Below are 25,845 nucleotides of genomic sequence, written 5' to 3' on the forward strand. Positions count from 1 at the left end.
GCCTCGGCATCTGCGGGTCGTGCCGAGCCATCGTGCCACGCTCGGTGGGACGATGGGTTCATGAAAGGTCGCATTCTGGTCGTCGACGACGACATGGCCCTCGCCGAGATGCTGGGAATCGTCCTCCGTGGCGAGGGGCTCGACCCGGTTTTCTGCGAGTCCGGGGAAGCCGCCTTGGGCAAGGTCCGCGAGACCAAGCCCGATGTCGTGCTGCTTGACCTGATGTTGCCTGGCAAGGACGGCATCGAGGTCTGCCGGGAGATCCGGGCCGAGTCGGACGTCCCCATCGTGATGCTCACGGCGAAGACCGACACGATCGATGTGGTGCTGGGCCTCGAGTCGGGTGCGGACGACTACATCATGAAGCCGTTCAAGCCCAAGGAGTTGGTCGCCCGGATTCGGGCCCGGCTGCGGCGGGTCGACCAGGCCACACCGGAGACGCTGACGATCGGCGATCTGGTGATCGACGTGCCCGGCCACTCGGTCAAGCGCGAGGGGGTCGCGCTCGCGCTCACGCCGCTCGAGTTCGACCTTCTCGTCTGCCTTGCGCGCAAGCCGTGGCAGGTCTTCGGCCGGGAGGAGCTTCTCGAACAGGTCTGGGGATACCGGCATGCCGCCGACACCCGGCTGGTCAACGTCCACGTCCAGCGGCTGCGAAGCAAGATCGAGAAGGACCCCGAGCATCCGGACATCGTCGTCACCGTGCGCGGGGTCGGTTACAAGGCCGGTCCTTCGTAGCCAGGGAAGCGACAGCTACGCGGGACCAACATTCACTCCGCGGGCATGACTGCCTACCTTGCGTGACATCGTAGAGTCTGGGCAGACAGCTCACGTCGATCATCGCGGCGGCGGCCGCATCCGTCCCTTCGCCCGTCCCCCTGAAGTGCTGGTGCGGATTCCATGCAGATCCTGAGTACGGCCATGGGGCCGGCGGTCCGTGCGACCCGCCGGTCCGCCGATCTATGGCGCCGTTCACTGCATCTGCGGGTGGTGACCGGGACGCTCGTGCTGTCCGCTGTCGTGACCCTGTTCGTCGGCTGGATCCTGCTGCGGCAGGTCGCGGACGGCGTGCTCGAGGCCAAGGTCGCGGCGTCGGTGGGTGAGGCGTCAGCCGGATTCCGCACTGCCCAGTCCGTCATCGACGATGCCGAGCCGGCCGGCGACCCGAGTGAGCTCACGACCCAGCTGGCTCAGGACATCGCCCTGCGAGGTGCATCCGGCGGGCTCTACGACGTGGTGCTCGACGTCCTGCCCGCGGTCGGCGGCTCCCAGACGGTGGCGCGATCGACCCGGGCGACCGTCCTCACCACGAGCGTCCCCGACGACCTGCGGGAGGGCGTGGAGGCCGGCCAGGTCGCCTATCGCTACACCGTCATCCGCCGGGCCAGTGGCGACAACACACCCGGGCTCGCCGTCGGATCCGCCATTCACGAGCCGCGCAGCGGTGCCACGCTCAACATCTACTACCTGTTCGACCTGCAGCAGCAGGAAGCGACGCTCGTCCTGCTCAGCCGTTCGCTCGTGGCGGTCGGCATCCTCATCGTCGTCCTGCTCGGTTGTGTGGCGTGGTTCGTCACCCGGCAGGTGGTCACACCCGTCCGGCTCGCCCGCCAGGTGGCCGAACGGCTGGCCGCCGGCCTGCTCGACCAACGCATGGCGGTGCGCGGTGAGGACGACCTGGCCAGGCTGGCGACGTCGTTCAACCAGATGGCGACCAACCTGCAACGCCAGATCCGCCAGCTCGAGGAGCTGTCCCGCGTCCAGCGTCGGTTCGTCTCCGACGTCTCCCACGAGCTGCGTACTCCGATCACGACGGTCAGGATGGCAGCCGACGTGCTCCACGAGGCCCGGGACGCGTTCCAGCCGGGTGTGGCCCGCTCCGCCGAACTGCTGCAGGCCGAGCTCGACCGGTTCGAGGCGCTGCTGGGCGACCTGCTCGAGATCAGCCGCTTCGACGCCCGGGCCGCTGCCCTCGAACTCGAAGACGCCGACCTGCGCGACCTGACCCGGCGGGTCGTCGAGGGTGCCAAGCCGATCGCCGCCCGCAAGGGCAGCCGCATCGACGTCCGGCTCCCGGACACGCCGGTGGTCGCCGAGATCGACTCGCGCCGGATCGAACGCGTACTCCGCAACCTCGTCAACAACGCGGTGGAGTACGGCGACGGACGCGACATCGTGGTCCAGGTGGCGAACGGGGACTCCACGTGCGCGGTGTCGGTCCGCGACCACGGCATCGGACTGAAGCCGGGGGAGTCGGCCATGGTGTTCGACCGGTTCTGGCGGGCCGATCCGGCGAGAGCCCGCACCACCGGCGGGACCGGGCTCGGTCTCGCGATCGCATTGGAGGACGTCCTGCTGCACGGCGGCTGGTTGCAGGCGTGGGGCGAGCCCGGCAAGGGGGCGAACTTCCGGCTGACGGTGTCGCGCAAGGCGTTGGAGCCACCGCAGAAGTCACCGATCCCGCTTGTCCCCGATGACGCGCATGCGGCGCCGATCGAACCCACCAAGGTTCCCGCCCCGGGTATCGCCGGGAGCGCCCGATGACCTCACCCTCCACGAGTCCGAAGCACACGACAAGGCGGTACGCCGCCACCGTGCCGGCCGCGGTCCTTGCCGGCCTTGTCCTCGTCGTCGCCCTCGGCGCATGTGCGCGCATCCCGTCCAGTGGCCCGGTGAAGTACGAGTCGATGGGGACCAGCGAGCCCGGCGAGACCTCCCTGCCCGTCCTCGTGACCGGTCCCGAGCCCGGCGACAGCGCCCAACAGGTGGCTCGCGGATTCCTGGACTCGATGGCGAGCTACCAGTCCGGGCAGCCGGTCGCCCGCGAATACCTCGCTCCCGCCGTCAGCGAGCGGTGGCAGCCGAGGGGCGTTCTCGTCTACGACAGCGCGGCCGTCCCCATCTCCGAAGCCGCCCCGGGCAAGATCGCCCTCGACGTACCGAAGCTGGCCGAGGTCAGCGCCAACGGCGCGTGGACGCAGGCGAGGCCGGGCGAGAAGATCGAGCTCGACCTGAAGATGACGAAGGTCGACGGCGAGTGGCGGATCAGCCAGCCTCCCGACGCGTTCGTCATGTCGATCTTCAACTTCGACCGGGAGTACGAGCGGTACAACCTGTTCTTCTTCGACCCCGACTTCGAGATCCTCGTCCCTGACCCGGTCTATGTCCCCCTGCGAGGTCACCTCGAGACGCTTCTCGTCAACGCCCTGCTGGGTGGGCCGTCCCCGTGGCTGCGACCCGCCGTCCGGTCGGCACTGCCCGACGACACGAGGCTGGCCGCACCGGCCGTCACCGTCGACGACGGCGTGGCGACGGTCGACCTCGACCGCAAGGTCCTCGAGCTGTACGACCCGCAACGGCGGTTCCTCCTCGCCCAGCTCTCCTGGACGCTGGGCCAGGTGTCGGGAGTACGGCAGGTCCGGGTCACCGTCGACCACGTTCCCCTCGGCGCCGAGAACGCCGGCTCGCGGGGCGACGCGACCACCTGGTCGGCGTACGACCCGGGTGTCGCCGGCTCGGCACGCGGCGCCTATGCGCTGGCTGACGGCCGGGTTGTCATGCTCGGGCCCGACCGACAGGTCCCGGTCGCGGGACAGCTGGGGAACGGGCCGGTGCGCGCGAGGTCGATCGCGGTGGGCATCTTCGGCGAACGGACCTCCGGCCAGCCGCTCGACCCAGACGCGAGCAGCGGATCGGACTGGCTCGCCACCGTGTCGGCCGACGGGCGGAGCGCCAGCGTTCACGGGTCGGCCGCCGGCACCCGGACCGTCCTACGCGGAACCGACATCGCCGAACCGTCCTGGGACCGGACCGGACGGCTCTGGCTGGTCGACCGGCGTGCGGGCCGGTCGTCCATCGTCGTGGTCGATGACCACGACGAAGTCTCCACAGTGGTGGCGCCCGGCCTGACGGGCCGCAACGTCCTGGCACTGAAAGTGTCCCGCGAAGGAGCGCGGGTCGCGACGCTCGTCGAGCAGAACGGCGTCACCCGCCTGCTGATGGGACGGATCGAACGCGGTGACTCCATCGCGATCCGCGGTCTGCGTGAGGTTCCGGTGGCGATGACCTCCATGAGTGACCTCGCCTGGTCCGACTTCGACCAGGTGGCTGTCATCGGCTCCGACGAGGAGTCGGCTTCGCGGCCCGCACTCGTTTCCGTGGACGGATCGGAGGTCGTCGAGCACAGCTCCGGCCCGGGCTCGCGCACGCTGGCGGCAGCGCCCGACCAGCCGCTCCTGCTCGGCGGCGAGGACGGACACCTGCATCTGGAGGACAAGAACTACCTGTGGACGGACCAGGGGGTCGCGACGTGTCCGGCGTACCCGGGATGAGAGTGGACGGCGTGACGCGCGCCGCCGGTCTGGGCGCTCTCGTGGCCGGGCTGGTCCGTGACGACGCGGCCGACCTCTTCCTCGGCAGCAGGTGTGTGGGATGCACCCGACCGGGACGCGCTCTCTGCCCTGGGTGTCAACGGCTCCTCGTCCGGCCGGCGTTCCCGACCGCACCCGATCCGGCGCCGACCGGGCTGCCGCCGGTGTGGGCGGTGTCGGCGTACGACGGAGTCGCCCGGTCCGCTCTGCTCGCGCACAAGGAACGTGGGCGGACCAGCCTCGCCGCACCGCTCGGTGCCGCACTGGCGGGTGCGCTCTCCGCCGCTGCTGCACTGCCCGCACCCGTGCCGACATCGTTGCCGGTCCTGATCGTGCCCGTGCCGTCCGGACGGGCCGCGGTACGTACGAGGGGCCATGACCCCCTCCTGCGGATCGTCCGACGGGCGACGGGGCCGGGATGGCTGTCGGGTCTCTACGGTCGCGGTCCGCGCGTCTGCAGGGCCCTCGAGGTGGTGCGTACCGTCGCCGACCAGGGTCGACTCGACGCAGCTTCGCGGCGGGCCAACCTCGCCGGCGCGTTCGAGGTCAAGCAGCGCTTCCGATCAGTGGTGGCAGGTCGGTGCGTGATCCTGGTGGACGACGTGGTGACCACAGGTACCACGCTCGTCGAAGCCGCGAACGCCCTCCGCCGGGCGGGTGCGAAGGTGCGCTCGGCCGCGGTGGTGGCAGCCACCCAACGCCGCGGCCCGATACGTCCGTCCTGATCAACGCGCTTCCCGGGTTTCAGGATCGTCGCGCGGGAGTTAGCGTTTCGACATGGCACCCGCCCGGGTCCGTGGTTGCGCCGGACGTCGCGTCGACTTTCGCGTCGGCGTCTGGCAAGCCGATGCCAGCCGCAGGCGAAACGGCCCACGTAAGGCGACTTCTTGTCGACCGATCACGGTGCGGCTTAGAAGTAAGCCCTGCCCCGACGGAAGGTCCGATACCTTCCGGACCGGGAGAAGGGGAGTAGTGGTACGAAGCGCATCAGCCACCGCGAAACCCTCGGCAGGCGGATGTGGGGACGAAGACCAGGTCGGCCGGGCGGGTGCCACTCCGGCCGCCGCGGCACATCGACGCTTTCGGGCAACGAGCGCTATACGTCGCACCCAAGTGGGGTATGCACCCTTACACGGCCATTTCGAACGGTCCGTTCTCGGCTGGATCGGGGGAGGTGATAGCGGCCCTCGGTACGAGCGCCACAACCTCGAAGAAGTTTGCTAGTGGGGAGGTTCGCGTGGACGTCGTGGTTCAAGGTCGTCACTGTGCGGTGACTGACCGCTTTCGCCGGCACGTCGAGGACAAGATCAAGCGCCTGGAGCGCTTCACGTCGCGGGTGATCCGCATCGAGGTCGAGGTCTCGAAGGAACACACCCGGTCCGCCTCGAGCTCTGAACGCGTCGAGCTCACCGTCTACTCACGCGGCCCGCTGGTGCGGGCCGAGGCGGCGGCCGCGGACCGGTTCACCGCGCTGGATCTCGCGCTCGACAAGCTGATCGCCCGATTGCGCAAGGCGGCCGACCGTCGCCGGGTACATCACGGGTCCCGTACCCCGATCTCCGTGGCGCAGGCCACGGCGGGCCTGGACCCGCCATCGACTTCCGAACGTTCGCTGAACGGCCTGCGCGGCTCGGGCAGCGAGGAGAGCGGGGCGACGGGCGGAGGTGAGTCGAGTCCGGGCGCCAGGACCTCCACGATCGCCGCGACCGCGCCAGAGGCCGATGTCTGGGCTGGCCCAGCTGTCCTGACGGATACCGATGTCGAGACCGGCACCGACGTCGAGACCGACACCGACGTCGAGACCGACACCGAGGTCGAGACGGTCGCCGGCATCGAGGTTCAGGGTGACGGACCCCTCGTCGTCCGCGAGAAGATCCACCAGGCGCGGCCGATGACGCTGGATCAGGCGTTGTACGAGATGGAACTGGTCGGCCACGATTTCTACCTGTTCATCGACGCCGCCACCCAACGGCCGAGTGTGGTCTACCGCAGGCGCGGCTACGACTACGGCGTGATCCGGCTGGAGTGTGCGGAGGCCGACTTGCCTGTCACCCCGTGATCATGTTCGTGATCATGAAGATTCTGCGGACCTGTGGCCGTCGGAATCTTCATGATCACGAGTTCGGTACGCCCTGACGGGGCGGATGTTCGCCGACCGCCCCGCACCCTGCGGCGGGAGTCCTCGCCCGAAGTGCGGAATTCTTGCCCGACCTGCGGAAAACCGCTGCCTGGGTCTGGCGGTCGTGCAATTATTCGCAGGTGGTCAAGACCTCGCCATTGCGTACAACCCCATGCGACCCAGGCCCCCTGCGGGTCGCCGTCGTCGACAATCACGAGCTCTCCAGCAGGGGTCTTCGCCTGCTGCTGGACCAGGAGCAGGACATCGACGTCGTCGGTGAGGCCCGTGACGGCCTGGCCGCCATCCGACTGGTCGCCGAGAGCCGGCCGGACGTCGTCCTCCTCGACCCCTGCATGCCGCCGTGGGACAGCGTCGACACCCGCCGCAGGATCAAGGCGTTGGCACCGTCCACCCGCATCGTCGTCCTCGCCACCGGCGGGAACCAACCGCTCGACCAGCTGATCCGCCTCGGCGCCGACGGGCAGGTGGACAAGGACAGCCCGATCGACGACGTTGCCGGTGCGATCCGGATGGTCGCCAGGAGCGCCGCCGCCTGATCGGCCAGTCGTCGGTACGACCGGACTGAACCGCCACCCGCCACCCGCGACCCTGACGACCGACGGACGACAGGAGTGGCTGTCGGTGGTTCGTGCCACCATGTCTGGTCGTGGAGACGCTCACCGCCGCCAGAGCCCGACGCATCGCCCTCGCCGCCCAGGGATTCGCCGATCCGCGACCGACGGGCCGCCTCGACGTGCGGGCCCTCGACCGCGTGCTGCGTCATGTCGGGCTCCTGCAGATCGACTCCGTCAACGTCCTCAGCCGGGCGCATTACCTCCCGCTCTACAGCCGGCTCGGGCCCTATCCCACGACCCTGCTCGACCGCGCGGCCGGCAGGGCGCCGCGGCGACTTTTCGAGTACTGGGCGCATGTCGCGTCGTTCGTTCCGGTGCAGACGCAGCCGGCGCTGCGCTTCCGGATGGCCCGTGCCGCCGAAGAGGCATGGGGAAACATGCGGCGGATGGGGGAGGAGAAGCCCGGCTTCGTCGACTGGGTGCTTGCCGAGGTCGCTGACAAGGGTCCGTTGACAGCCCGTGAGATCGAGCACGACGCACCTCCTGGGCCACGGGACAACTGGGGGTGGAACTGGAGTGCGGTCAAGGTCGCCCTCGAGTGGCTCTTCTACACCGGCCAGGTCACCTCGGCCGGCCGCAACGGCGCCTTCGAGCGGGTCTACGACCTGCCCGAGCGGGTCTTCCCGCCGGCGATCACGGCCGCGCCCACGCCGACCGACGAGGAGGCGCACCGGGAGCTGGTGCGGATCGCGGCCCGGGCCTACGGCGTGGCTACCCAGCGATGCCTGCGGGACTACTTCCGGCTCACCGCGCGGGAGACGGCCACCGCGGTGACGCAGCTCGTCGACGCCGGTGAGCTGACTCCCGTACGCATCGACGGCTGGAACCGTCAGGCCTACCTCCACACCGAGGCCAGGATCCCGCGCCGCGTCCGTGCCCGGGCGCTGGTCGGTCCGTTCGACTCGGTGGTGTTCGAGCGTGACCGCGCGGAGAACCTCTTCGGACTCCACTACCGGATCGAGATCTACGTGCCGGCGCCCAAGCGGGTCTTCGGCTACTACGTTCTTCCGTTCCTGCTCGGCGACCGGTTCGTCGCGCGGGTCGATCTCAAGGCGGACCGGGCCGCGCGGGTCCTGCGCGTGCAGTCGGCGTTCGCCGAGGAGCATGCACCGCCGGAGACCGCGGAGGAGCTCGCGGCCGAGCTCGCCAGCATGGCGGAGTGGCTCGGTCTCGCGGGTATCGACGTGGTCGACCGTGGCGATCTCGCCCGGCCGCTGCAGAAGGCAGTCCTGGCATGACCAGGTTCGTGATGACTGCGTCCCATCGTCCGGACAGGGCCGTCTCACCATGACGCGCATGCCTTTCGTCTTCTTCGATGGCGACCAGACCCTGTGGGACTTCACATCCGTGATGCGGCATGCGCTGGCGATTGCGTTGCGTGAGTTGCGAACCCGGCGGCCCGGAGCGGCGACCGATCAGCTCACTGTGGAAACTCTGATCGCGGACCGTGATGCGGTCGCGACGGAACATCGCCACGTGGGTTGGACGATGGACGAGATCCGATGGGAGGCGTTCGACCGGACCGTCCGGCGCTGCGGGCCGCAAGATCCTGACCTTGCCCGCGACCTGTACGAGCTGTTCATGCGGCACAGGTTCGACGACATCGAGCTCTATCCCGACGTGGTTCCCACACTCGACGCGCTGGCCGCGTCGTCGTACCGCCTCGGGCTTCTCACCAACGGCAACGGCGACCCCGAGCGCTGCGGGCTGGCCGGAAGGTTCGAGGCTGTCGTGCTCGCCCAGGACCACGGCGTGAGCAAGCCCGATCGGCGGCTCTATGACATCGCCGCGGCCGCTGCGGGGGATCTCACGACGGCCCCTGTCATGGTCGGCGACTCGCTGTACAGCGACGTAGTGGGCGCCCAGTGTGCTGGCTGGCGTGGCGTCTGGCTCAACCGCTGCGGGGAGACGGCGCCGCGCGGCATCACCCCGCACGCGGAGATCACGTCGCTGGCCCACCTCCCGGTCGCGCTCGAGTGGGCGATGGCAGTCACGTGAGCCGCGTCGGCCCCGCTCACCAGATGAGAACCTCGTTATACGGAACGAAAATGCGGCACGAATTTGGGGGACCCGGTTTTCAGCTCGGGGACAAAGGTGGCATGCTCTGTCAGGCTCCCGGCGAGGCCACGTCGCTCGCGCCCACCCCTGCGCTTACACGGCCGCGGCGAAGGTCACCGGGAAGCGGGGCGGCTGTCCGGCGTGGGAGGCAGCCGCCCTTCGCATGTCCATCGAACCTTCAGCCTCCCGCACGCCGGGCGCGCCCGGTCACGCCCCCGCGTCAGCGGGCAGCTCGCTGGTGAGGAGGTCGAAGGCGATCAGGTCCTCATACGTTCCGTCGCCAAGCCGTTCGGCCGCCCGCGCCCGCCCTGACGCGACGAAGCCCGCCCGCTCGGCCACCTTCGCCGAGGCGACGTTGGTGGCGGCGGCCCGCAGGGTCAGTCGGCGCAGGCCCATCCCGCCGTCCTCGGTGGCGATGGCCGCATGCCGGACCACCAGCCGGGTGGCCGCCGTCGCGACCCCACGGCCACGCGATTTCGGATGCACCCAGTAGCCGATCTCGGCGGTCCCCGTCGAGTGGTCGACACCCATCAGCCCGAACGAACCGATGCACTGGTCGGAGACCGGGTCGGCCAGGGCCCAGTAGATCCCGCGGCCCATGGCGTGCTCCTCCTCCCGGCTCTGGATGTAACCGAGGGCCTCGCCCGCGGTGTACGGCGTCGGCAAGCCGCCAAGCCAGTGCTGGGTCACCGGGTCGGCGCAGCCTTCCACGACGGCATCGGCGTCGGAGGTACGGAAGGGTCGGAGAACGCAGGCGTCGGAGCGGAGGACCGGCACGTCGTACCACGGCGCGGCAGGCTCGCGGGGGTCCTGGGCGCGCAGCGAGCCGATCCAGCCGTCGTAGCGTTGGCCGCGGGAGACGCAGAAGCCGCGGACGGCGCCCTCGAGCCGGAATCCGGTCCGCCAGGCGACCTTGCGGGAGGGCCAGTTGCCGACGTGTGCCTGCCAGTGGATCACGCCGAGGCCGAGACCGTCGGATGCGAACGCCCACCCGCAGGCGGCCCGCACCGCCGCCGCCATCGCGCCCCTGCCCCGAGCCGAGGCCCGCAGACCGAAGCCGATCTCGCCGGCACCCGTACCGTCCACCACGAAGTTGATCGTGCCGAGGTACTCGTCGGTCGAGGCGTCGGCGATCGCCAGCGCGAGGTAGTCGCCGCGACTCCAGCCGGTGGGGATCCGCTCTCGGACGAACTGCTCGGCGTGCTCCCGCGTATAGGGGACGGGAACCGTCGTCCAGCGCTGGGACGTCGGGTCGTCGCACTGGTCCAGCACTCCGTCGATGTCGTCGTCGCGGTGGCGCCTCAGCACCACGGGTCCGGCGGATAGGCGTACGGAATCCATCCCCCCAGGGTGCCTGTCCCGGTTCGTACGCCGCCGGCCGGGTGTACCCCCCTCACCTCCTCGGGCCGGTCCGGGCAGGCGAGTCAGAAGCGGGGCAAAGGGCGCCCTCGGGGCCGAGCGGACGGGTCGGATGCACCGCAAAAGGTCGAGGACGGCGCAAACACGGTGTGGCAGATGTCGCCTACGATGGCCGGAGGCGGGCAGGAGGAGTTGACACCCTCTGCCTGCCGAGCCACTGACCAGCGTTGTCGCAACCGCTACGACGAGGAGCCGAGAGTCCGTGCCTGTCCTGCTCGACAAGATCCTGCGCGCCGGCGAGGGCCGAACCCTCAAGAAGCTGCACCAGGTCGCCAAAGAGGTCAACACCATCGAAGAGGACTTCGTGGCGATGTCGGACGCCAAGCTCCGGGAGATGACCGCTGAGTTCAGGGCCCGCCTGGCCGGGGGCGAGACGCTGGATGACATCGAGCCGGAGGCCTATGCCACGGTGCGTGAGGCCGCGAAGCGGACCGTGCGCCAGCGGCACTTCGACGTCCAGGTCATGGGCGGTGGCGCGCTGCACCGGGGCCACATCGCCGAGATGAAGACCGGTGAGGGCAAGACGCTGGTCTCCACACTGGCGGCCTACCTCAACGCCCTGACCGGCGAGGGCGTCCACATCATCACGGTCAACGACTATCTCGCGAAGTACCAAGGCGACTGGATGGGGCGGATCCACCGTTTCCTCGGGCTCTCGGTCGGCGTGATCCTCTCCCACATGACCCCGGCGGAGCGCCGCGAGGCGTACGCCTGCGACATCACCTACGGCACCAACAACGAGTTCGGCTTCGACTACCTCCGCGACAACATGGCCTGGTCCCTGGAGGAGTGCGTCCAGCGGGGTCATCACTTCGCCATCGTCGACGAGGTGGACTCGATCCTCATCGACGAGGCCCGCACGCCGCTGATCATCTCCGGCCCGGCCGCCGAGGGGTCTTCGCGGATGCACGGGGATTTCGCGAAGGTCGTCGCCTCGATGCGACCGGAGGTCGACTACGAGGTCGACATCAAGAAGCGCACAGTCGGCGTGCTGGAGAGTGGTATCGACAAGGTCGAGGACTACTTCGGCATCGAGAACCTCTACGAAGCGGTCCACACCCCGCTCGTCCAGTTCCTCAACAACGCGATCCGCGCCAAGGAGCTGTTCCGGCTCGACAAGGACTACGTCGTCGTCGACGGCGAGGTGCTCATCGTCGACGAGCACACCGGTCGGATCCTTGCGGGCCGCCGCTACAACGAGGGCCTGCACCAGGCGATCGAGGCGAAGGAAGGCGTCCCGATCAAGGACGAGAACCAGACCTTCGCCACGATCACGATCCAGAACTTCTTCCGCCTCTACGACAAGCTCGCCGGCATGACGGGTACGGCGATGACGGAGGCGGCGGAGTTCGACAAGATCTACAAGCTTGGCGTCACGCAGATCCCCACCAACCGCCCGATGGTCCGTGCCGACCAGCCGGACCTGATCTACCGCACGACAGAGGCGAAGTTCGCCGCGGTCGTCGAGGATTTGGCCCAGCGCCATGCCAAAGGCCAGCCGGTGCTGGTCGGTACGACGAGTGTCGAGCAGTCCGAACTGCTGTCCTCGCTGCTCGTCCGCGTCGGCGTACCCCACGAGGTGCTCAACGCGAAGAACCACGCGCGGGAGGCGGCGATCATCGCCCAGGCGGGCCGCAGGGGCGCCGTCACCGTCGCTACCAACATGGCCGGTCGCGGGACCGACATCATGCTGGGCGGCAATGCCGAGTTCCTGGCCGACACCGAGCTGCGCGCGATGGGGCTCGACCCGACCGAGAACCGCGAGGAGTACGAAGCCGCCTGGCCGGCGACTCTCGAACGCTTCCGGAAGGCGGCAGCCGCCGAGCACGACGAGGTGACCGCCCTGGGCGGCCTCTACGTCCTCGGCACCGAGCGGCACGAGTCCCGGCGGATCGACAACCAGCTGCGCGGCCGGTCCGGCCGGCAGGGTGACCCGGGGGAGAGTCGGTTCTACCTCTCTCTGCAGGACGACCTGATGAAGCGGTTCAAGTCCGACTGGGTCGACTGGGTGCTCAACACGCTCAACATCCCCGACGACATGCCGATCGAGAACAAGCGGGTCACCGGAGCGATCGCGTCGGCGCAGGCGCAGGTCGAGGCGATGAACTTCGAGATCCGCAAGGACGTCCTGAAATACGACGACGTTCTCAACCGGCAGCGCCACATCATCTACGACGAGCGCCGGCGGGTCCTCGAGGGCGAGGACGTCCACGAGCAGGTCGAGCCGATGATCGACGACACGCTCGAGGCGTACGTCGCCGCCGCCACCGAGGGCTACCCGGACGAGTGGGACCTGGACCAGCTCTGGACCGACCTCAAGCAGATCTTCCCGGTGAGCTTCGGAATCTCCCGGCTGGAGGCCGAGGCCGGCGGACGGCAGAACATCAGCCGCGACTTCCTCCTCGTCCGGCTCCGCGATGACGCCCACCAGGCGTACGCCCGCAGGGAGGCCGAGCTGGGGCCGGAGGTGCTCCGTGAGGTCGAACGGCGGGTCATCCTCTCCGTGCTCGACCGCAAGTGGCGCGAGCACCTCTACGAGATGGACTACCTCCGTGAGGGAATCGGCCTGCGGGCGATGGCCCAGCGCGACCCGCTGGTGGAGTACCAACGGGAGGGCTACGACCTCTTCATGGCGATGATGGATGCCATCAAGGAGGAGTCGGTCAGCTATCTGTTCAACCTCGAGGTGCAGGTGGCCGAGCCGACCGCGGAGGAGCCGGTAGTCGCGGCCGGAGCCCAGCCGTCGGCCGGACCGACCGACAGCGCAGATCCGTCAGCCCGCACGCAGCGCGTGGTCGCCCGTGGGCTCGCGGCGCCGGCGCGGCCGACGCGCCTGTCCTACAGCGCACCCACGGTCGACGGAGAGGGCGGGGTCGTACGCCGCAACGAGTCCGCTGCCCGCTCCGGTGCCGCGCCCGGTGCCCACGCCGACTACTCGGGGACTCCCCGCAACGCGGCATGTCCGTGCGGTTCTGGGCGCAAGTACAAGCGCTGCCATGGCGACCCCAAGGCCCGCGCCCGGATGGACGGCTGACGGGCTCATACGTACGAAGGGCACCTCTCGACCGGAGTCGAGGGTGCCCTTCGTACGTCCCCCTCGCAGGTGGGCCCGCCGACCGGGACCTCAGCCGAGCCGCAGCGCGGTGCACCGCCAGCGGCCGTCGAGTCCTTCGACCCGGACCGCGACCGCCCGCGAACGTCCGCCGTGCTTGACGTGGATAGCCGCCTCAGCCACGCCGTCGCGCGGCTCGCAGATGTGGACCGACCGGACGAGGACCCGACCACGGCCGCCGCGGACGGTGACCGGTGCCCCGCCGAGTGCGCGTACTCGCGCCACGACGTCGGCGTAGACACGTTCGTTGGTCCAGCGCAGCAGCTGCGCGGACGGACGGTCGCCGGTGAGCACCTCGATCAGGGCCTGAACGAACCGACCGCACCACGACTTCGGGTCGGGGAGCGCGCCACGTGGTGTCGGCTGTGGTGCGAAGAACGGGTCCTCTGACGGGCGCTTCGAGCCAGGCCCCTGCACGACGCGGAGGTGGCGGGCGACGCTGAGCTCCTCGACGGCCGGTTCGGCAACCATCGTGCTGGCGGAGATGTCCAGCGCGAGTGCGCCGTCGGTGAGCTGGCCGTCGGTGTCGAAGCCACGCTCGTCGTCGTAGGGCGGCTCGGTGGCGGGCCCGGGGATCCGGCGGGGAAGCCGGTGGACGTCGGGCTGGGTCCTTGGCCGCGGCATGGTCTGGGTGGCAGTCATCGGTGGATTCCCCCGGTTCGAGATGTCCTACTGAGCTGTGTCTGCTGCTGGTGGTCGAGGTGCTGGTTTGATGCGTACGGCATGGTCATCGCTGCGGTGGTGTGAGGATCTGGCCCGGCAGGATCAGGTCGGGGTTGTCCCCGATGACCTGGCGGTTGGCTTCGTACCACCGGTGCCATTCGCGGTTGATCTCGGCGCTGCTGGCACCGTCGGGAAGGCTCGCCTTGGCGATGTTCCAGAGGTTGTCGCCGCGCTTGACGACGACCTGGTGCTGGTCGTCGACATGACGGACAGCGGGGCGGGTCACCGGATCCCGGGAGATCGGGCGATCCGGATTGGGCAGCCCGGACTGCCCGGCACCCTGGTCGGAGACCGGCCGGTCCGGCATCGGGAGTTGGTCGAGGACGTCGCCACCGCCTGGCCGGTCCATACCGCCCGGCCGGTCAAGGCCTGGGAGCTGGGCGCCGCTCGGGAGTTGCTGTTCGACCTGACCGCCGAACGTGCCCGGCCGGTCGAGACCGGGGAGGAGTTGCGCCGCCGCGGCCGCCTGCGTCGGCTGGTCGACCGTTGCCGCGTTGGCTGGAAGAGCCCCGAGGATCGGTCCTGCGGCGACCGAGAGGCCGAGCGCGACCCGGGCGGCCCGACGGTAGACGGCGGGCGTGAGTCGCTCCGCGAGTGACCCGCAGGCTGCTCCGAGTGCTCCAGGAATCACCGAGAGGGCCATCAGCAGAGTGCCGAGCGCGAGCCAGGCGAAGCAGGCCCACGCGAGCACAGCGACGAGGAGGACGAGAAGCGCGTCGAAGGTCGGATTGGGGCCCTGGACCGCGGTCCAGCTACCGGCTGTCAGCCAGCGAAGCGCCCATCCGCCGCCGACGAATGCAAGGAGCACCCCGACCGGGGAGAGCACTCGACGGACGATCCTCATGCCTTCGCCTCCAGATCCTTCGTTTGCTTGCGTTTGCTTTCATACTCTGCTGTTAGCGGCACTGTCAACCTGGCTGCGGTCGTACGACGTGCGACGCTGTCGGTGCCGGAGTCCTAGAGATGCTCTCTGACCAGCAAAGATGCCGGATCGACTGCGTGTGTCCCATGGTTGGTTGGACGCAGGAACCAGTGTGGGTGGTTCAAACCCAGTCCCCGTTTTCAGCTCCGCGAAGACTTGCGTAACAGCGGGAAGCGACCGAGGTCCACATGACGCATGCGATTGGCTGCGTTTGCATCCATTTGCCTGTGGCTGGATGCCTGGGGCCGTCTGACGGGTCGGCGTGGACCAGTACGGTGGCCCGGTGCGCTGGGAGAGTCTTTTCGAAGATCTGGATGCTCAGATGGCAGAGCTCGAGGCCGCCGAGCTCACCTCGGAGCTGGCCGACCGGACCAGGCGCGAGGTCGCCCGCTTCCGGCTGGTCGACCGGTTGCGACCGACGTTCGGGCATCCCGTCACCGTCTTCACCCTGGGCGGTGGCAAGATCGCGGGGACGGTTGCCGGTGTCGGCGCCGACTGGCTCCTGGTCGCCGAAGAGCACCGTCTCGAAGCCCTGATCCCGCTGGACGCCATCACCGGCCTGACCGGGCTCGGTGGTCTCACCGCCGCGCCCGGCAGCGAAGGCAAGGTCGCAGCGAGGCTCACGCTGGGCTACGCGCTCCGCGGGATCGCCCGCGACCGGGCGGCGGTGTTGGTGGCGCTCCGCGACGCGACGGCGGTCACAGGGACGATCGACAGGGTGGGTGCGGACTTCTTCGAGATGGCCGAGCACGGCCAGGCGGAGATCCGGCGGACGAGGGACATTCGGGGCATCCGGACCGTGCCGTTCGCCGGCGTCGCGTTCGTCCGCAGGTCGTGAGGGTCTACGTGCGCGGAGGCTCTCGTCCACCGAGGCAGCTGGGTGCTGAACCCGCGCACGCCCAGGACGTCGTACGGGGCTAGAACTCGTCCGCCTTGCCGTAGGGGTGGGCGGAGATGAAGTCACGGGTTTCGGAGTACATGCGCTCGATGTACTTCTCGAGCGCGGCGGCCTCCACCCTCCACTGGCCGCGGCCGCCGATCTTGATCGCGGGGAGCTCGCCGCTGCGGACCAAGGCATAGGCTTGCGCGGCTGAGATGTTGAGGACGTCCGCAACATCGGCCAACTGCAAGAACCTCGGCGTGACGGGCAAGGGGAGCTCCTTCCGAACGTGGTGCGTAGCCAGTCTGCCACGCGTTTGCTTGTGGTTGCGTTCGGTTGTCCACAGGACCCTGGGGCGGGTCGCGGCTACGTCTCCAGCGACGTGAACGCGGAACGTATATCTAGCAGAACGTTCCGTGAAGGCTCCTGGCGGGCTCGGCGGCCCGATGTGGCCGGACCGCGCACCTGTCACGCATGGTGTCGTACTGTGTCTCGACGCCTTTAGGCCACGAAACGACCACGACCCTGCGAATCCGGAGGAAGACCTTGTCGGATGTGCCGTCCCCCAAGGCCACTCGGCAATCGCGACCTCGCTGGCTCGATCCCAAGTTGTTCCTCGGCATCCTGCTGGTGCTCGTCTCGATGGTGTTGGGAGCAAGGGTCGTCGCAGCTGCCGACCAGACGGTCGAGATCTGGGCGTTGAGGGAAGACGTCAGGCTCGAGCCGGCCATGCCACTCACCCAGGATGCACTCGTCGCGAAGAAGGTGCAGTTCACGAGCCAGGGGGACGCGGACCGCTACGTGTCGGCCCGGGAGGAGATCCCGGAGGGCGCGCGGATGCTCCGTTCTGTCGGCGGGGAGGAGTTCCTTCCTCGTGACTCCTGGACAGACGACCCTGACCGTCAGCTGGAGGATGCGCCCATCCCCGTGCTGCCGAGTCTGCTGCCGAAGTCCTTGCGCGTGGGCGATCGGGTCGACGTCTACTTCGTCGCCTCCGAGGACGACGCGTTCCCACCCAAGGCGGCCGTGGTCGGCGCGACGGACATCATCGTGGTCAACATCCCCGAGGGCGATGGCATCAGTGGTGGTGAGTCGAGCGCGACCATCCGGCTGGCTCGCGACAAGGAAAGCGGTGGGATGTCCCTCGAGGATCTGGTGGCGCACGCGGCCAACGCGAAGGCGGTCGTCGTCAAACATGTAGCCCCAGAGCCGAAGTGAGATCGTGAGAGCCGAGGTGGGATCGTGTCCCTCCCAGTCCTGACAGCCGTCACCGGTGCGCGATGGGAGTCCGACCTGGTCTCCGCGCTGGAGCGGAGCTCGCTCGGTCTTGACGTCGTACGCCGGTGCGTCGACCTGCCCGACCTTCTCGCCACTGCGCAGTCGGGCCAGGCCAGAGCGGTCCTGCTCTCAGCCGACCTGCGCCGACTCGACCGCGAGGCAGTCGCTCGGCTGATCGCGGGCGGTGTCGCCGTCGTCGGTGTGGTGTCGCCAGGCGACACCGAGGGCGAGGAACGTCTGCACCGGATCGGCATCGCCAAGGTGGTCCCCGCTGACGCGCCCGCCGACGTCCTTGCGGGCGCGGTCGCCGAGTCGGTGGAGATCGCGCACGCCCATGGCCGCGCACCGGAGCCGGACTTTGCGGTCTCCAACCCGTGGGGTGCTATGCCGTCACTGCCGCCGATGCAGGACATCGGAGTCACTCCGGAGACGGGCACGGGTACCGGCCAGTTGCTCGCCGTGTGGGGGCCGGCGGGAGCGCCGGGGCGTACGACGGTGGCGCTGACGCTGGCGACCGAGCTCTCGACGTTCGGCGTACCGACGTTGCTCGCCGACGCCGATGTCTACGGCGGTGTGGTCGCGCAGGCACTGGGACTGCTCGACGAGGCGCCCGGCCTGGCGGCGGCATGCCGGTCGGCCAACAGCGGCTCACTCGACCTGGCCGGCCTCGCCCGGCACGCCCGGGAGGTGTTGCCCCGGCTTCGGGTGCTCACCGGGATCCAGCGGGCCGACCGTTGGCCTGAGCTCCGGGCCTCGGCGCTCGAGCAGGTCTGGGACCTGGCTCGGCAACTGGCCGCCGCGACCGTCGTCGACTGCGGGTTCTGCCTGGAGCAGGACGAGGAGATCTCCTTCGACACCGCAGCGCCGCGCCGTAACGGCGCGACGCTCACGACGATCGAACGCGCCACCACCGTCATCGCCGTCGGTGCGGCCGACCCGATCGGGTTGCAGCGACTGATCCGTGGGCTGGAGGAACTCCGCGAGGCGGTGCCTGGCGTGGCGGTCAGGGTCGTGGTCAACAGCGTCCGCAAGGGACCGGTCGGTGGTGACGCCGAGGGCCAGATCAGGGACGCGTTGCGGAGGTACGCCGGTGTGGACGCGGTGGTCTGCGTGCCCTACGACCGGTTCTCGTTCGACACCGCGATCGCCCAGGGCAGGTCCTTGGCCGAGGTGGCGCCCAAATCGCCGGCCCGGTTGCCGCTGCGAAACTTCGCGGCCGACCTCATGGGAATCACGCTTCCCCGTCAGCGCAGGCGGAAGAAGGCCTAGGGTCCCGCCAGCTAGGTGGCGAAGAGAAGGGTCAACCCGGCGAGGGTGTAGCAGACCATCACGACCAGCAGGGGGATCTGTCCCAGCAGGGCCGTCCGTCGGGGAAAGAGCGCGACCGCTCGGTCGTGGGCGGCGATCACACCGAGAACGTGGCCGACGACGACGGCGCCGACTTTCACCCCTGCCACCATCTGAGGGTTGTTGGCGAGCGACGGGTCGACGTCGCGTCCGGCAAGGCCAAGCAGGTTTGCGCCGTTCGCCAGCGGATCCGACAGATAGATGAATGTCTGCTGCCCTTCGAGGACCAGCAGCGTGAAGTAGTGGGCGATCAGGTAGCCGAGCACGATCGGTACGACCGAACCGGCGAACGCTCCGGGCAGCTCGGACCGCAGCCGTGGCGCCGACGACGTGCGTTCGCTCGCTCCGCCTCCCGCCAGGCCCCCGGCAAGCACCGTCGCCAGCCAGAAGGATCCGGCGGCCACGAGGATGGACCCCGCCAGCGCGCCCGTGCCCGCGAGTACCTCCGGAATCCCCGAACCCTGAACGAACCCGATCCATGTCGTGCTCTGGGAGAACCCGTCGTACGCCGTGGAACCCAACAGGATGGCCACCACCGCGACCGATCCGGGTCCGGTACCCAACCCGGCGAGGTGCGCGAGGGGATTGCGAAGCACCAGCCGTCCGTCCGAGGGGCGCCGGGCGAAGGGCGAGAGATGACCGAACAACGTCGAGTACGCCTCGAACGGATCGCCCCGGTCGAACCACCTCGCCCCGTACACGAGGGCGAGGAGCAGTGACAGGACGACGTACGCGGTGACCCACATCCGGAGCACGGCGAGGGACGTGGCGTCGGGAGCGACCAGTTCGAGCCACACGAACGCGAATAGCCCGACGGCTGCCGGCCAGGCGCCGAGCCGGGCCGGCAGGGGAATCAGGCCCTCGACCGGCGGGACCCGGAGCAGCCGCGCGAGCAGCAGATGGAGGGGCCGCAGGGGGTTGAGGTACCTCCACACCGGGCCGAACACCACCGACAGCGGGACAAGCCCGACCCAGAGCAGGACGTAGACAACGCCGAACGTGGGGTTGACCAGCAGGTCGGGCCCGAAGATGGCCGCGACACCGACGTACGCAGTCGCCAGGAGGCCGAGCACCCGGAGCGCCGACCGGAAGACGCCGGCGTCGACCACCCGCGTCAGGGCGAGAGGCAACACCCGTCCCGTTTCGCGGTTGTCGAAGCGTGGCGCCGGCCACGACCAGGCCAGGATGACGAACGACACGACGAGGGCGGCCGCCGCGCCGGCCAGCGCGAGCGAGAAAGGTACGGGAAGGTCGCCACGTCCGCCGATCCCGTGCGCCAGGATCGTGCCGCCCCGACCGAGGCTCTGACCGACGCCGACGTTGCCTCCGACAGTGCTGCTGAGCATGGGCGTCACGGGAGGACGACGAGCTGGTAGACGAGCCGGTCGCCGTCGTGCAGCTCGATCTCGAACCGGCCGGCCTCGTCGGCGACGAACTCCAGTGTGCCCGGCTTGTCCGGCTCGACCGCGACCTCCTCGTCGTATCCGTGCACGTGCAGCCGGTCCGCGACGTCGCTGGTGACCGTGATCTCGATCGGTGTGCCGTTGGCCACCTCCACCCGGGCGGCGTTGGGCGACACCTCACCGTCGGCGACCTTGACGCTGAGCCGCTTGACCGGCGGCGGCGTACTGTCTGATGATCCGGTTCCACCAGACCCGCCGGCACACCCGCCGACCAAGCCGAACACGACGAGGACTCCGGCGACGAGAGCAGGCATCAGTCGGGCGCGGGCGGGCATAAGTCGAGTCCTCCGACAGGTACGGTACGAAATTCGGACACCTCGGGCGACTCACCGTACGCGGACTGTGTAAGAGCCCCTCCAGGGAGGTACGCGGGATGCCGGACCGGCTGAGTGCGTTGGACATGTCGTTCCTCTATCTGGAGGAGCCGACGACGCCGATGCACGTGGGCAGTGTGGAGCTGTTCGAGCCGCCGGAGGGCGGGTTCGACGTCGACCGGCTGCTCGCCGTGGTGCGGGAGCGGCTGGCCTACGTACCCCGCTACCGGCAGCGCCTCAAGTCGGTGCCGGGGAACTTCGCCAATCCGGTCTGGGTGGACGACGAGGACTTCGACCTCACCTACCACGTACGCCCGTCCGCGGTGCCGCGCCCAGGGACCCCGCAGCAGCTTCGGGAGCTGGTCGCACGGATCATGAGCCGGCCCCTGGACCGGTCCCGTCCGCTGTGGGAGATGTACTTCGTCGAGGGTCTCGAGGACGGCCGGTTCGCGCTCTTGTCCAAGACCCACCAGGCGGTGATCGACGGGGTGTCCGCGGTCGACATCGGGCAGGTGGTGCTGGACGTCTCGCCCGGGGCGCCGGACGGTCCCGCTGACGGCTGGATGCCCGCCATGGAGCCGTCAGCGCTGGAGCTGCTCGCGGGAGCGGTGGTCGACGCCGTTCACCGGCCGGGGGATCTCGTCGAGTCGGCCCGCCGCGCCGTGTCGGACCTGCCCGTGGCCGGCGGCTGGGTCGCCCGGACCGTCGGCGGAGCGGTCGGCAGCGTGGCGGCCGCCATGCGGACGGCGGCCAGTCCCGCGCCGGGGAGTCCGTTGAACGTGCCGATCGGTGCCCAGCGCAGATTCGCCACGGTGGAGACCCGGCTGGACGACTACCGCGGCATCCGGGCACGCCTCGGCGGGGACGTCAACGACGCGATCCTCGCGACCGTCGCCGGGGCACTGCGCGCCTGGCTCTTCACCCGAGGGGTGAGAGTGGCCGCCAACATGTCGGTGCGCGCGCTCGTTCCCGTCAGCGTGCTCACTGGTGAGGGGCCGAACCGGGTCGCCGAGTACCTCGTCGACCTGCCGGTCGGCGAGGGTAGCCCGACCATGCGCCTGCACCAGGTGTCGTACGCCATGAGGGCGCATCAGGAGACCGGCCGGGCGGTGCGCGCGCGGACCCTTGCCGGGATGGCCGGCTTCGCCCCGCCGACGCTGCACGCGCTGGGCGCCCGGGTCGCGAGCTCGCTGTCCCGGCGGATCTTCAACCTGGTGGTCACGAACGTTCCGGGGCCACAGACGCCGCTCTACGTGGGCGGGGCCACGATGGTCTCGACCTATCCGGTCGTTCCGCTCGCCAAGGGACAGGCGCTCGCTATCGGACTCACGTCGTACAACGGGGCAGTTTACTTCGGCCTCAACGCGGATCGTGTCGCCATGTCCGACCTTGACGTCCTTGCGCAGTGCATCCCGGATGCCCTTGCTGAGTTGGTTGATGCGGCTGAACAGGCCCCCAAGAAGTCCCGGGCGGGCAAACGTCCGGCACAGCGTCGCAAAGGCACGGCACACTGAGAGGCAGGAGGACTCTGAGCCGACGGTGAGGAGGACGCCATGAGTAGCCCGCGACGCGGACTGGTACTCGGCGCGGGCGGTGTCCTGGGTGCGGCCTGGATGATTGGCGCGCTTTGTGCCCTCGAGGAGGAAATCGGCCTCGACGCGACGAAGGTCGATGCTCTTCTCGGTACGTCCGCGGGATCTGTGGTGGCCGCGCTGCTCGCGGCAGGTGTCTCACCGCACGAGCAGCGTGCCCACCAGCGCGGCGAGGTGCTCGACGGGAGCCCGCTCGCGGAGGTGGAGTTCGACTACGCGCTGGGCGGCCGCCCGCCCGCTCCGTGGCCCGGCGTGGGGTCGGCGCGACTCCTCGCCGCTGTCGTACGCGATCGGCGGCTGCTGAGCGCTCCGGTCGTCCTGGCGGGCCTGGTTCCCCGTGGCCGGGGTTCGGTCCAGGCACTTGCCGAACTGATCGAGCAGATCCTCCCGGACTGGCCGAAGCATCCGCGTCTGCAGACGGTGGCGATGGACTATGACGCGGGCGGGCGGGTCGCGCTGGGCCGGCCGGAGGGCGACGGCCTGATTGTGCCGGCGCAGGCGGTCGCCGCCTCGTGCGCCATCCCGGGCTGGTTCGCACCGGTCGAGATCGACGGCCGGGTCTATGTCGACGGCGGTACCACCTCGATCGCCTCCGCCGACCTGATCGCGGGTCATCGCCTCGACGAGGTCTACGTCGTCGCCCCGCTGGCCTGGCTGGCGTCACCGAACTCGATGGGGCCGTCGCTGTGGATGCTGCAGCACTGGCGCCGGGCGCTGACCCGCCAGCTCAACCGCGAGGTCGAGCACCTGCGGGCGGAGGGCACTCAGGTCACGATCATCGCGCCGTCGGCAGAGGACCTGGTGGCGCTCGGCACCAACCCGATGGACGAGCATCGCCGACTGGAGGTCCTGGAGACGTCGATGCGTACCAGCCGTGCGACGGTGCGCGGGATGCGCCGAGCTCGGCTTGGACAGGCCACGGTCCGGCGTTCTCCGGACGGACGTACCTCCGGGCGTAACGGCGGCCGCAAGAGTGGCGGCCCGGCCAGCAAGTCCAGCGAGGGCGAGCGGGGCGGCGCGTCCAACGGTGGCAAGCGTGGTGGCAACAGCGGCAATGGCAAGGGCCGGGGTGGTCGCTCCGGCGGCGCGGCAAGTCGGCGGCGCGACGAGCGATAGCGTCCTGGGTGCGGGATGCGAGGGACCAGCGTCCCGCGTCAGAGGGATGCCGGCGGAGAGCAGGCACCGGACCGCACGAAGGACGACAGGATGCGCGTGTACCTCGGGATGACCCTCACCCAGCTGGCCGACGCGGTGGCGCAGGGCGGTTTCGGGCCACCCACGCTTGCCTACGCGGTGACGCCGACGCTGCGGGAGTGGTACGCCGAAGGCGACCAGGAGGAGCTGGAGTACGCGGCGATGGCCGCTGCCGCGCGCGGTTCCCTACACCAGCTGCGGTTCGATCCCGACGCCCCACGGCGCCGGACGGTGGTGGCGGCGGAGGCGCCTGACGGCATGGTGTCCGCCAATCCGGCGGAAGGGCGCGCGGCGGTGACGATCAACGCGGCACTGCCCCTGGAGGCGATCGAAGCTGTCCACGTCGACGACCGCGAGGCGATGGATGCCGTACGCGCGGCGGCGGACGCCGTGGTCGAAGCTGACGCAGGTGATCAGGACGCCTCGTTCATCGTCGACGAGGCGGGCGCCCACGAGCTGATGTGGTTCGCGCGCCAGGAGATCCCGGACCTGCTGGACAAGGCGGACAGAGCGTAAACCGCCCGGACGCTGCGTGAGAATGCAGTAACTTCGAGCTGCTACCGCCTCGACCTCGCGGGTGAACGTGACCCGATCAGCGCGATTCGGGCGAGTGCGACAGCAGCGTCGGAGGGGTGCCCGTGCCGTTCCAGCTCGCCGCGGCCGAGTCCACGGATCTGTTCGTCGGTACGCCGGACGCGCCACGCCAGGTCCTTCGCGCGACGCTCAGCCGCACGCTCGTGGAGCCGATCCGGTTGAGCGTCAGGGGCGATGGCGTCACCGGCACGGCCATGGTCCCGGCGGGCGTGGGCGTGGTGGTTGTCGAAGTCGGGCTGGACCTTCCGGATGTGCCACCTGGCAACACCGTCCCGGTGACGGTCACGGTCGGCGACACCAGCCTCGACACCACGGTCACGGTCGAGAGGCCCGGCTACACGATGTACATGGTCTCGCATTTCCACTATGACCCGGTCTGGTGGAACTCCCCGAGCAGCTCCGCCGAGATCCCCGTGGACGGGTTGCCGGGTGACGCTTCGCCGCCCCGACCCTGGGAGCGGAACGGGTTCGCACTCGTCGACGCCCACATCGACCTGGCGCTCCGCGACCCGGACTACACGTTCGTCCTCGCCGAGATCGACTATCTGAAGCCCTATCTCGACACGCAGCCCGAACGTAGGGCCGACCTGCGGAAGCTTCTCGCGGAGGGCCGCGTCGAACTTGTCGGTGGTACGTACACCGAGCCGAGTACGAACCTCAGCTGTGCGGAGACGACGATCCGCAACATCGTCTACGGCATCGGCTACCAGCGTGACATCCTGCGCGGCGACCCGACGACGGCCTGGCAGCTCGACGTCTTCGGCCACGACCCCCAGCTGCCGGGGTACCTCGCCGACGCCGGCCTGACCGGCAGCGCCTGGGCCCGTGGGCCGTACCACCAGTGGGGGCCGGTCCAGAAGAACTTCGGCATGGCCCGCGCCGACGCGTCGGCGATGCAGTTTCCGTCGGAGTTCGAGTGGATCTCGCCGAGCGGTCGCGGCGTGCTCACCCACTACATGCCGAACCACTACTCCGCCGGATGGTGGATGAACTCGGCGGCCACCCTCGCCGATGCAGAGCTCGCCGTCTACGCGATGTACCGGATCCTCAAGCCGGTCGCGGCGACCCGGCACCTGATGCTGCCGGTCGGCACCGACTACGCCCCGCCGAACAAGTGGGTGACCGCGATCCACCGCTCGTGGAACGCGAGGTACGTCTGGCCGCGGTTCGTCTGCGGGACGCCGCGCGACTTCCTCGACGCCGTACGCACCGAGATGTACGCGACGGGCCGGCGGCCGAGTCCGCAGACGCGGGACATGAACCCGATCTACACCGGCAAGGACGTGTCGTACATCGACACCAAGCAGGCGCAGCGCGCGGCGGAGATCGCCGTCATCGACGCGGAGAAGCTCGCGACTCTGGCGGCGCTGCTCGGCCTCGGCCGCTATCCCGATGCCGCGCTGGACAAGGTGTGGCGGCAGCTCGCGTACGGCGCGCACCAGGACGCCATCACCGGGTCGGAGTCGGACCAGGTCTACATCGACCTGCTCGCGGGCTGGCGGGAGGCGTACGACCTGGCGACCGCCTGTCGCGACACCGCCCTCGACGCGCTCCTGACCCGGATCGACACCGGCCCCGCCGAAAAGCCTTCAGGAGAAGGCGAAAGTACGCCGGTCGTCGTCGTGAACACGCTCGGCTTCGACCGCTCCGAACTCGCCCAGGTCGTCGGGTGCCCGCCGGGAAGGCTGGTCGACGACGCCGGAGCGGACGTGCCGTCCGTGCGGGACCGGGGCACGCTGGTCTTCCGCGCCGACGGCGTACCGGCTCTCGGCTGGCGTACGTACCGGCTCATCCACGGTGGCCCTCCCGCGACGCCGGCATGGAC

22 protein-coding genes are annotated in these 25,845 nt (G+C 69.5%); 16 read left to right on the forward strand and 6 right to left on the reverse strand.

The window, feature by feature from the left end:
• Window positions 1-60 precede the first annotated feature (60 nt).
• From mtrA to ABN028_RS28435, 8 genes are all read left to right on the forward strand, one after another.
• Entirely contained in the window at window positions 61-738 is a 678-nt protein-coding gene (gene mtrA, locus ABN028_RS28400) for an MtrAB system response regulator MtrA (RefSeq protein WP_349327061.1), read from the forward strand.
• A 162-nt stretch (window positions 739-900) separates the two neighbouring features.
• Entirely contained in the window at window positions 901-2,544 is a 1,644-nt protein-coding gene (gene mtrB, locus ABN028_RS28405; protein WP_349327062.1) for an MtrAB system histidine kinase MtrB, read from the forward strand.
• Window positions 2,541-4,331, forward strand: a complete 1,791-nt coding sequence (locus tag ABN028_RS28410; protein ID WP_349327063.1) for an LpqB family beta-propeller domain-containing protein — start codon at window positions 2,541-2,543, stop codon at window positions 4,329-4,331. The genes mtrB and ABN028_RS28410 overlap by 4 nt, the downstream gene beginning before the upstream one ends.
• An 11-nt stretch (window positions 4,332-4,342) precedes the next feature.
• Window positions 4,343-5,095 (forward strand): ComF family protein, encoded by a 753-nt coding sequence (locus tag ABN028_RS28415; RefSeq protein WP_349327064.1) that lies wholly within the window; start codon window positions 4,343-4,345, stop codon window positions 5,093-5,095.
• Between the two features lie 395 nt (window positions 5,096-5,490).
• A complete protein-coding gene (gene hpf / locus ABN028_RS28420) occupies window positions 5,491-6,429 on the forward strand; it encodes a ribosome hibernation-promoting factor, HPF/YfiA family (RefSeq protein ID WP_502879219.1) in 939 nt (312 codons plus the stop codon).
• Window positions 6,430-6,629: 200 nt separating this feature from the next.
• The gene (locus tag ABN028_RS28425) at window positions 6,630-7,046 is read left to right on the forward strand and encodes a response regulator (protein ID WP_349327066.1); all 417 of its coding nucleotides are present in this window, start codon (window positions 6,630-6,632) and stop codon (window positions 7,044-7,046) included.
• 110 nt (window positions 7,047-7,156) lie between these two features.
• Window positions 7,157-8,362 (forward strand): winged helix-turn-helix domain-containing protein, encoded by a 1,206-nt coding sequence (locus ABN028_RS28430; protein WP_349327068.1) that lies wholly within the window; start codon window positions 7,157-7,159, stop codon window positions 8,360-8,362.
• Between the two features lie 58 nt (window positions 8,363-8,420).
• The gene (locus tag ABN028_RS28435) at window positions 8,421-9,122 is read left to right on the forward strand and encodes an HAD family hydrolase (protein WP_349327069.1); all 702 of its coding nucleotides are present in this window, start codon (window positions 8,421-8,423) and stop codon (window positions 9,120-9,122) included.
• A 267-nt stretch (window positions 9,123-9,389) separates the two neighbouring features.
• On the opposite strand, the gene ABN028_RS28440 is transcribed toward ABN028_RS28435, so the two are convergent.
• Window positions 9,390-10,523: a GNAT family N-acetyltransferase gene (locus ABN028_RS28440; RefSeq protein ID WP_349327071.1), complete on the reverse strand. Its 1,134-nt coding sequence runs from the start codon at window positions 10,521-10,523 to the stop codon at window positions 9,390-9,392.
• Between the two features lie 280 nt (window positions 10,524-10,803).
• On the opposite strand from ABN028_RS28440, the gene secA reads away from it, so the two are divergent.
• On the forward strand, window positions 10,804-13,635 hold the full coding sequence (gene secA, locus ABN028_RS28445; RefSeq protein ID WP_349698748.1) for a preprotein translocase subunit SecA: 2,832 nt from the start codon (window positions 10,804-10,806) through the stop codon (window positions 13,633-13,635).
• 90 nt (window positions 13,636-13,725) lie between these two features.
• Here secA and ABN028_RS28450 read toward each other — a convergent pair whose 3' ends face one another.
• Window positions 13,726-14,355, reverse strand: coding sequence for an Rv3235 family protein (locus tag ABN028_RS28450; RefSeq protein ID WP_349327075.1), 630 nt, complete (start codon window positions 14,353-14,355; stop codon window positions 13,726-13,728).
• Between the two features lie 85 nt (window positions 14,356-14,440).
• Window positions 14,441-15,280, reverse strand: a complete 840-nt coding sequence (locus ABN028_RS28455; RefSeq protein ID WP_349327076.1) for a LysM peptidoglycan-binding domain-containing protein — start codon at window positions 15,278-15,280, stop codon at window positions 14,441-14,443.
• A 400-nt stretch (window positions 15,281-15,680) separates the two neighbouring features.
• Here ABN028_RS28455 and ABN028_RS28460 point away from each other — a divergent pair, with 400 nt between their 5' ends.
• A complete protein-coding gene (locus ABN028_RS28460) occupies window positions 15,681-16,196 on the forward strand; it encodes a hypothetical protein (RefSeq protein ID WP_349698749.1) in 516 nt (171 codons plus the stop codon).
• 79 nt (window positions 16,197-16,275) lie between these two features.
• Here the strand turns inward: ABN028_RS28460 and ABN028_RS28465 are convergent, their stop codons facing one another.
• On the reverse strand, window positions 16,276-16,509 hold the full coding sequence (locus tag ABN028_RS28465) for a helix-turn-helix domain-containing protein (protein ID WP_349327078.1): 234 nt from the start codon (window positions 16,507-16,509) through the stop codon (window positions 16,276-16,278).
• A gap of 338 nt (window positions 16,510-16,847) precedes the next feature.
• Here ABN028_RS28465 and ABN028_RS28470 point away from each other — a divergent pair, with 338 nt between their 5' ends.
• Both ABN028_RS28470 and ABN028_RS28475 read left to right on the forward strand, forming a co-directional pair.
• Window positions 16,848-17,456, forward strand: coding sequence for a hypothetical protein (locus tag ABN028_RS28470; protein ID WP_349698750.1), 609 nt, complete (start codon window positions 16,848-16,850; stop codon window positions 17,454-17,456).
• A gap of 24 nt (window positions 17,457-17,480) precedes the next feature.
• A complete protein-coding gene (locus ABN028_RS28475) occupies window positions 17,481-18,785 on the forward strand; it encodes a CpaE/TadZ family protein (protein ID WP_349698751.1) in 1,305 nt (434 codons plus the stop codon).
• An 11-nt stretch (window positions 18,786-18,796) separates the two neighbouring features.
• On the opposite strand, the gene ABN028_RS28480 is transcribed toward ABN028_RS28475, so the two are convergent.
• Window positions 18,797-20,209 (reverse strand): hypothetical protein, encoded by a 1,413-nt coding sequence (locus tag ABN028_RS28480; protein WP_349698752.1) that lies wholly within the window; start codon window positions 20,207-20,209, stop codon window positions 18,797-18,799.
• A 5-nt stretch (window positions 20,210-20,214) separates the two neighbouring features.
• Window positions 20,215-20,601 (reverse strand): cupredoxin domain-containing protein, encoded by a 387-nt coding sequence (locus tag ABN028_RS28485; RefSeq protein ID WP_349698753.1) that lies wholly within the window; start codon window positions 20,599-20,601, stop codon window positions 20,215-20,217.
• Between the two features lie 98 nt (window positions 20,602-20,699).
• On the opposite strand from ABN028_RS28485, the gene ABN028_RS28490 reads away from it, so the two are divergent.
• From ABN028_RS28490 to ABN028_RS28505, 4 genes are all read left to right on the forward strand, one after another.
• Entirely contained in the window at window positions 20,700-22,154 is a 1,455-nt protein-coding gene (locus ABN028_RS28490) for a WS/DGAT/MGAT family O-acyltransferase (protein WP_349698754.1), read from the forward strand.
• 39 nt (window positions 22,155-22,193) lie between these two features.
• The gene (locus tag ABN028_RS28495; RefSeq protein WP_349698755.1) at window positions 22,194-23,348 is read left to right on the forward strand and encodes a patatin-like phospholipase family protein; all 1,155 of its coding nucleotides are present in this window, start codon (window positions 22,194-22,196) and stop codon (window positions 23,346-23,348) included.
• 90 nt (window positions 23,349-23,438) lie between these two features.
• The gene (locus ABN028_RS28500; RefSeq protein ID WP_349327087.1) at window positions 23,439-23,942 is read left to right on the forward strand and encodes a DUF6912 family protein; all 504 of its coding nucleotides are present in this window, start codon (window positions 23,439-23,441) and stop codon (window positions 23,940-23,942) included.
• A gap of 116 nt (window positions 23,943-24,058) precedes the next feature.
• On the forward strand, window positions 24,059-25,845 hold a 1,787-nt coding region (locus ABN028_RS28505), incomplete at its 3' end, for a glycoside hydrolase family 38 N-terminal domain-containing protein (protein WP_502879220.1).

Origin of the sequence: Actinopolymorpha sp. B17G11 (assembly GCF_040196095.1) — a bacterium.
Taxonomy (GTDB): domain Bacteria; phylum Actinomycetota; class Actinomycetes; order Propionibacteriales; family Actinopolymorphaceae; genus Thermasporomyces.

Coding starts and splice junctions, on each gene's coding strand:
- mtrA (WP_349327061.1), top strand. CDS start 61: ATGAAAGGTCGCATTCTGGTCGTCGACGACGACATGGCCCTCGCCGAG.
- mtrB (WP_349327062.1), top strand. CDS start 901: ATGCAGATCCTGAGTACGGCCATGGGGCCGGCGGTCCGTGCGACCCGC.
- ABN028_RS28410 (WP_349327063.1), top strand. CDS start 2,541: ATGACCTCACCCTCCACGAGTCCGAAGCACACGACAAGGCGGTACGCC.
- hpf (WP_502879219.1), top strand. CDS start 5,491: ATGCACCCTTACACGGCCATTTCGAACGGTCCGTTCTCGGCTGGATCG.
- ABN028_RS28435 (WP_349327069.1), top strand. CDS start 8,421: ATGCCTTTCGTCTTCTTCGATGGCGACCAGACCCTGTGGGACTTCACA.
- ABN028_RS28440 (WP_349327071.1), bottom strand. CDS start 10,523: ATGGATTCCGTACGCCTATCCGCCGGACCCGTGGTGCTGAGGCGCCAC.
- ABN028_RS28450 (WP_349327075.1), bottom strand. CDS start 14,355: ATGACTGCCACCCAGACCATGCCGCGGCCAAGGACCCAGCCCGACGTC.
- ABN028_RS28455 (WP_349327076.1), bottom strand. CDS start 15,280: ATGAGGATCGTCCGTCGAGTGCTCTCCCCGGTCGGGGTGCTCCTTGCA.
- ABN028_RS28460 (WP_349698749.1), top strand. CDS start 15,681: ATGGCAGAGCTCGAGGCCGCCGAGCTCACCTCGGAGCTGGCCGACCGG.
- ABN028_RS28480 (WP_349698752.1), bottom strand. CDS start 20,209: ATGCTCAGCAGCACTGTCGGAGGCAACGTCGGCGTCGGTCAGAGCCTC.
- ABN028_RS28485 (WP_349698753.1), bottom strand. CDS start 20,601: ATGCCCGCCCGCGCCCGACTGATGCCTGCTCTCGTCGCCGGAGTCCTC.
- ABN028_RS28490 (WP_349698754.1), top strand. CDS start 20,700: ATGCCGGACCGGCTGAGTGCGTTGGACATGTCGTTCCTCTATCTGGAG.
- ABN028_RS28495 (WP_349698755.1), top strand. CDS start 22,194: ATGAGTAGCCCGCGACGCGGACTGGTACTCGGCGCGGGCGGTGTCCTG.
- ABN028_RS28500 (WP_349327087.1), top strand. CDS start 23,439: ATGCGCGTGTACCTCGGGATGACCCTCACCCAGCTGGCCGACGCGGTG.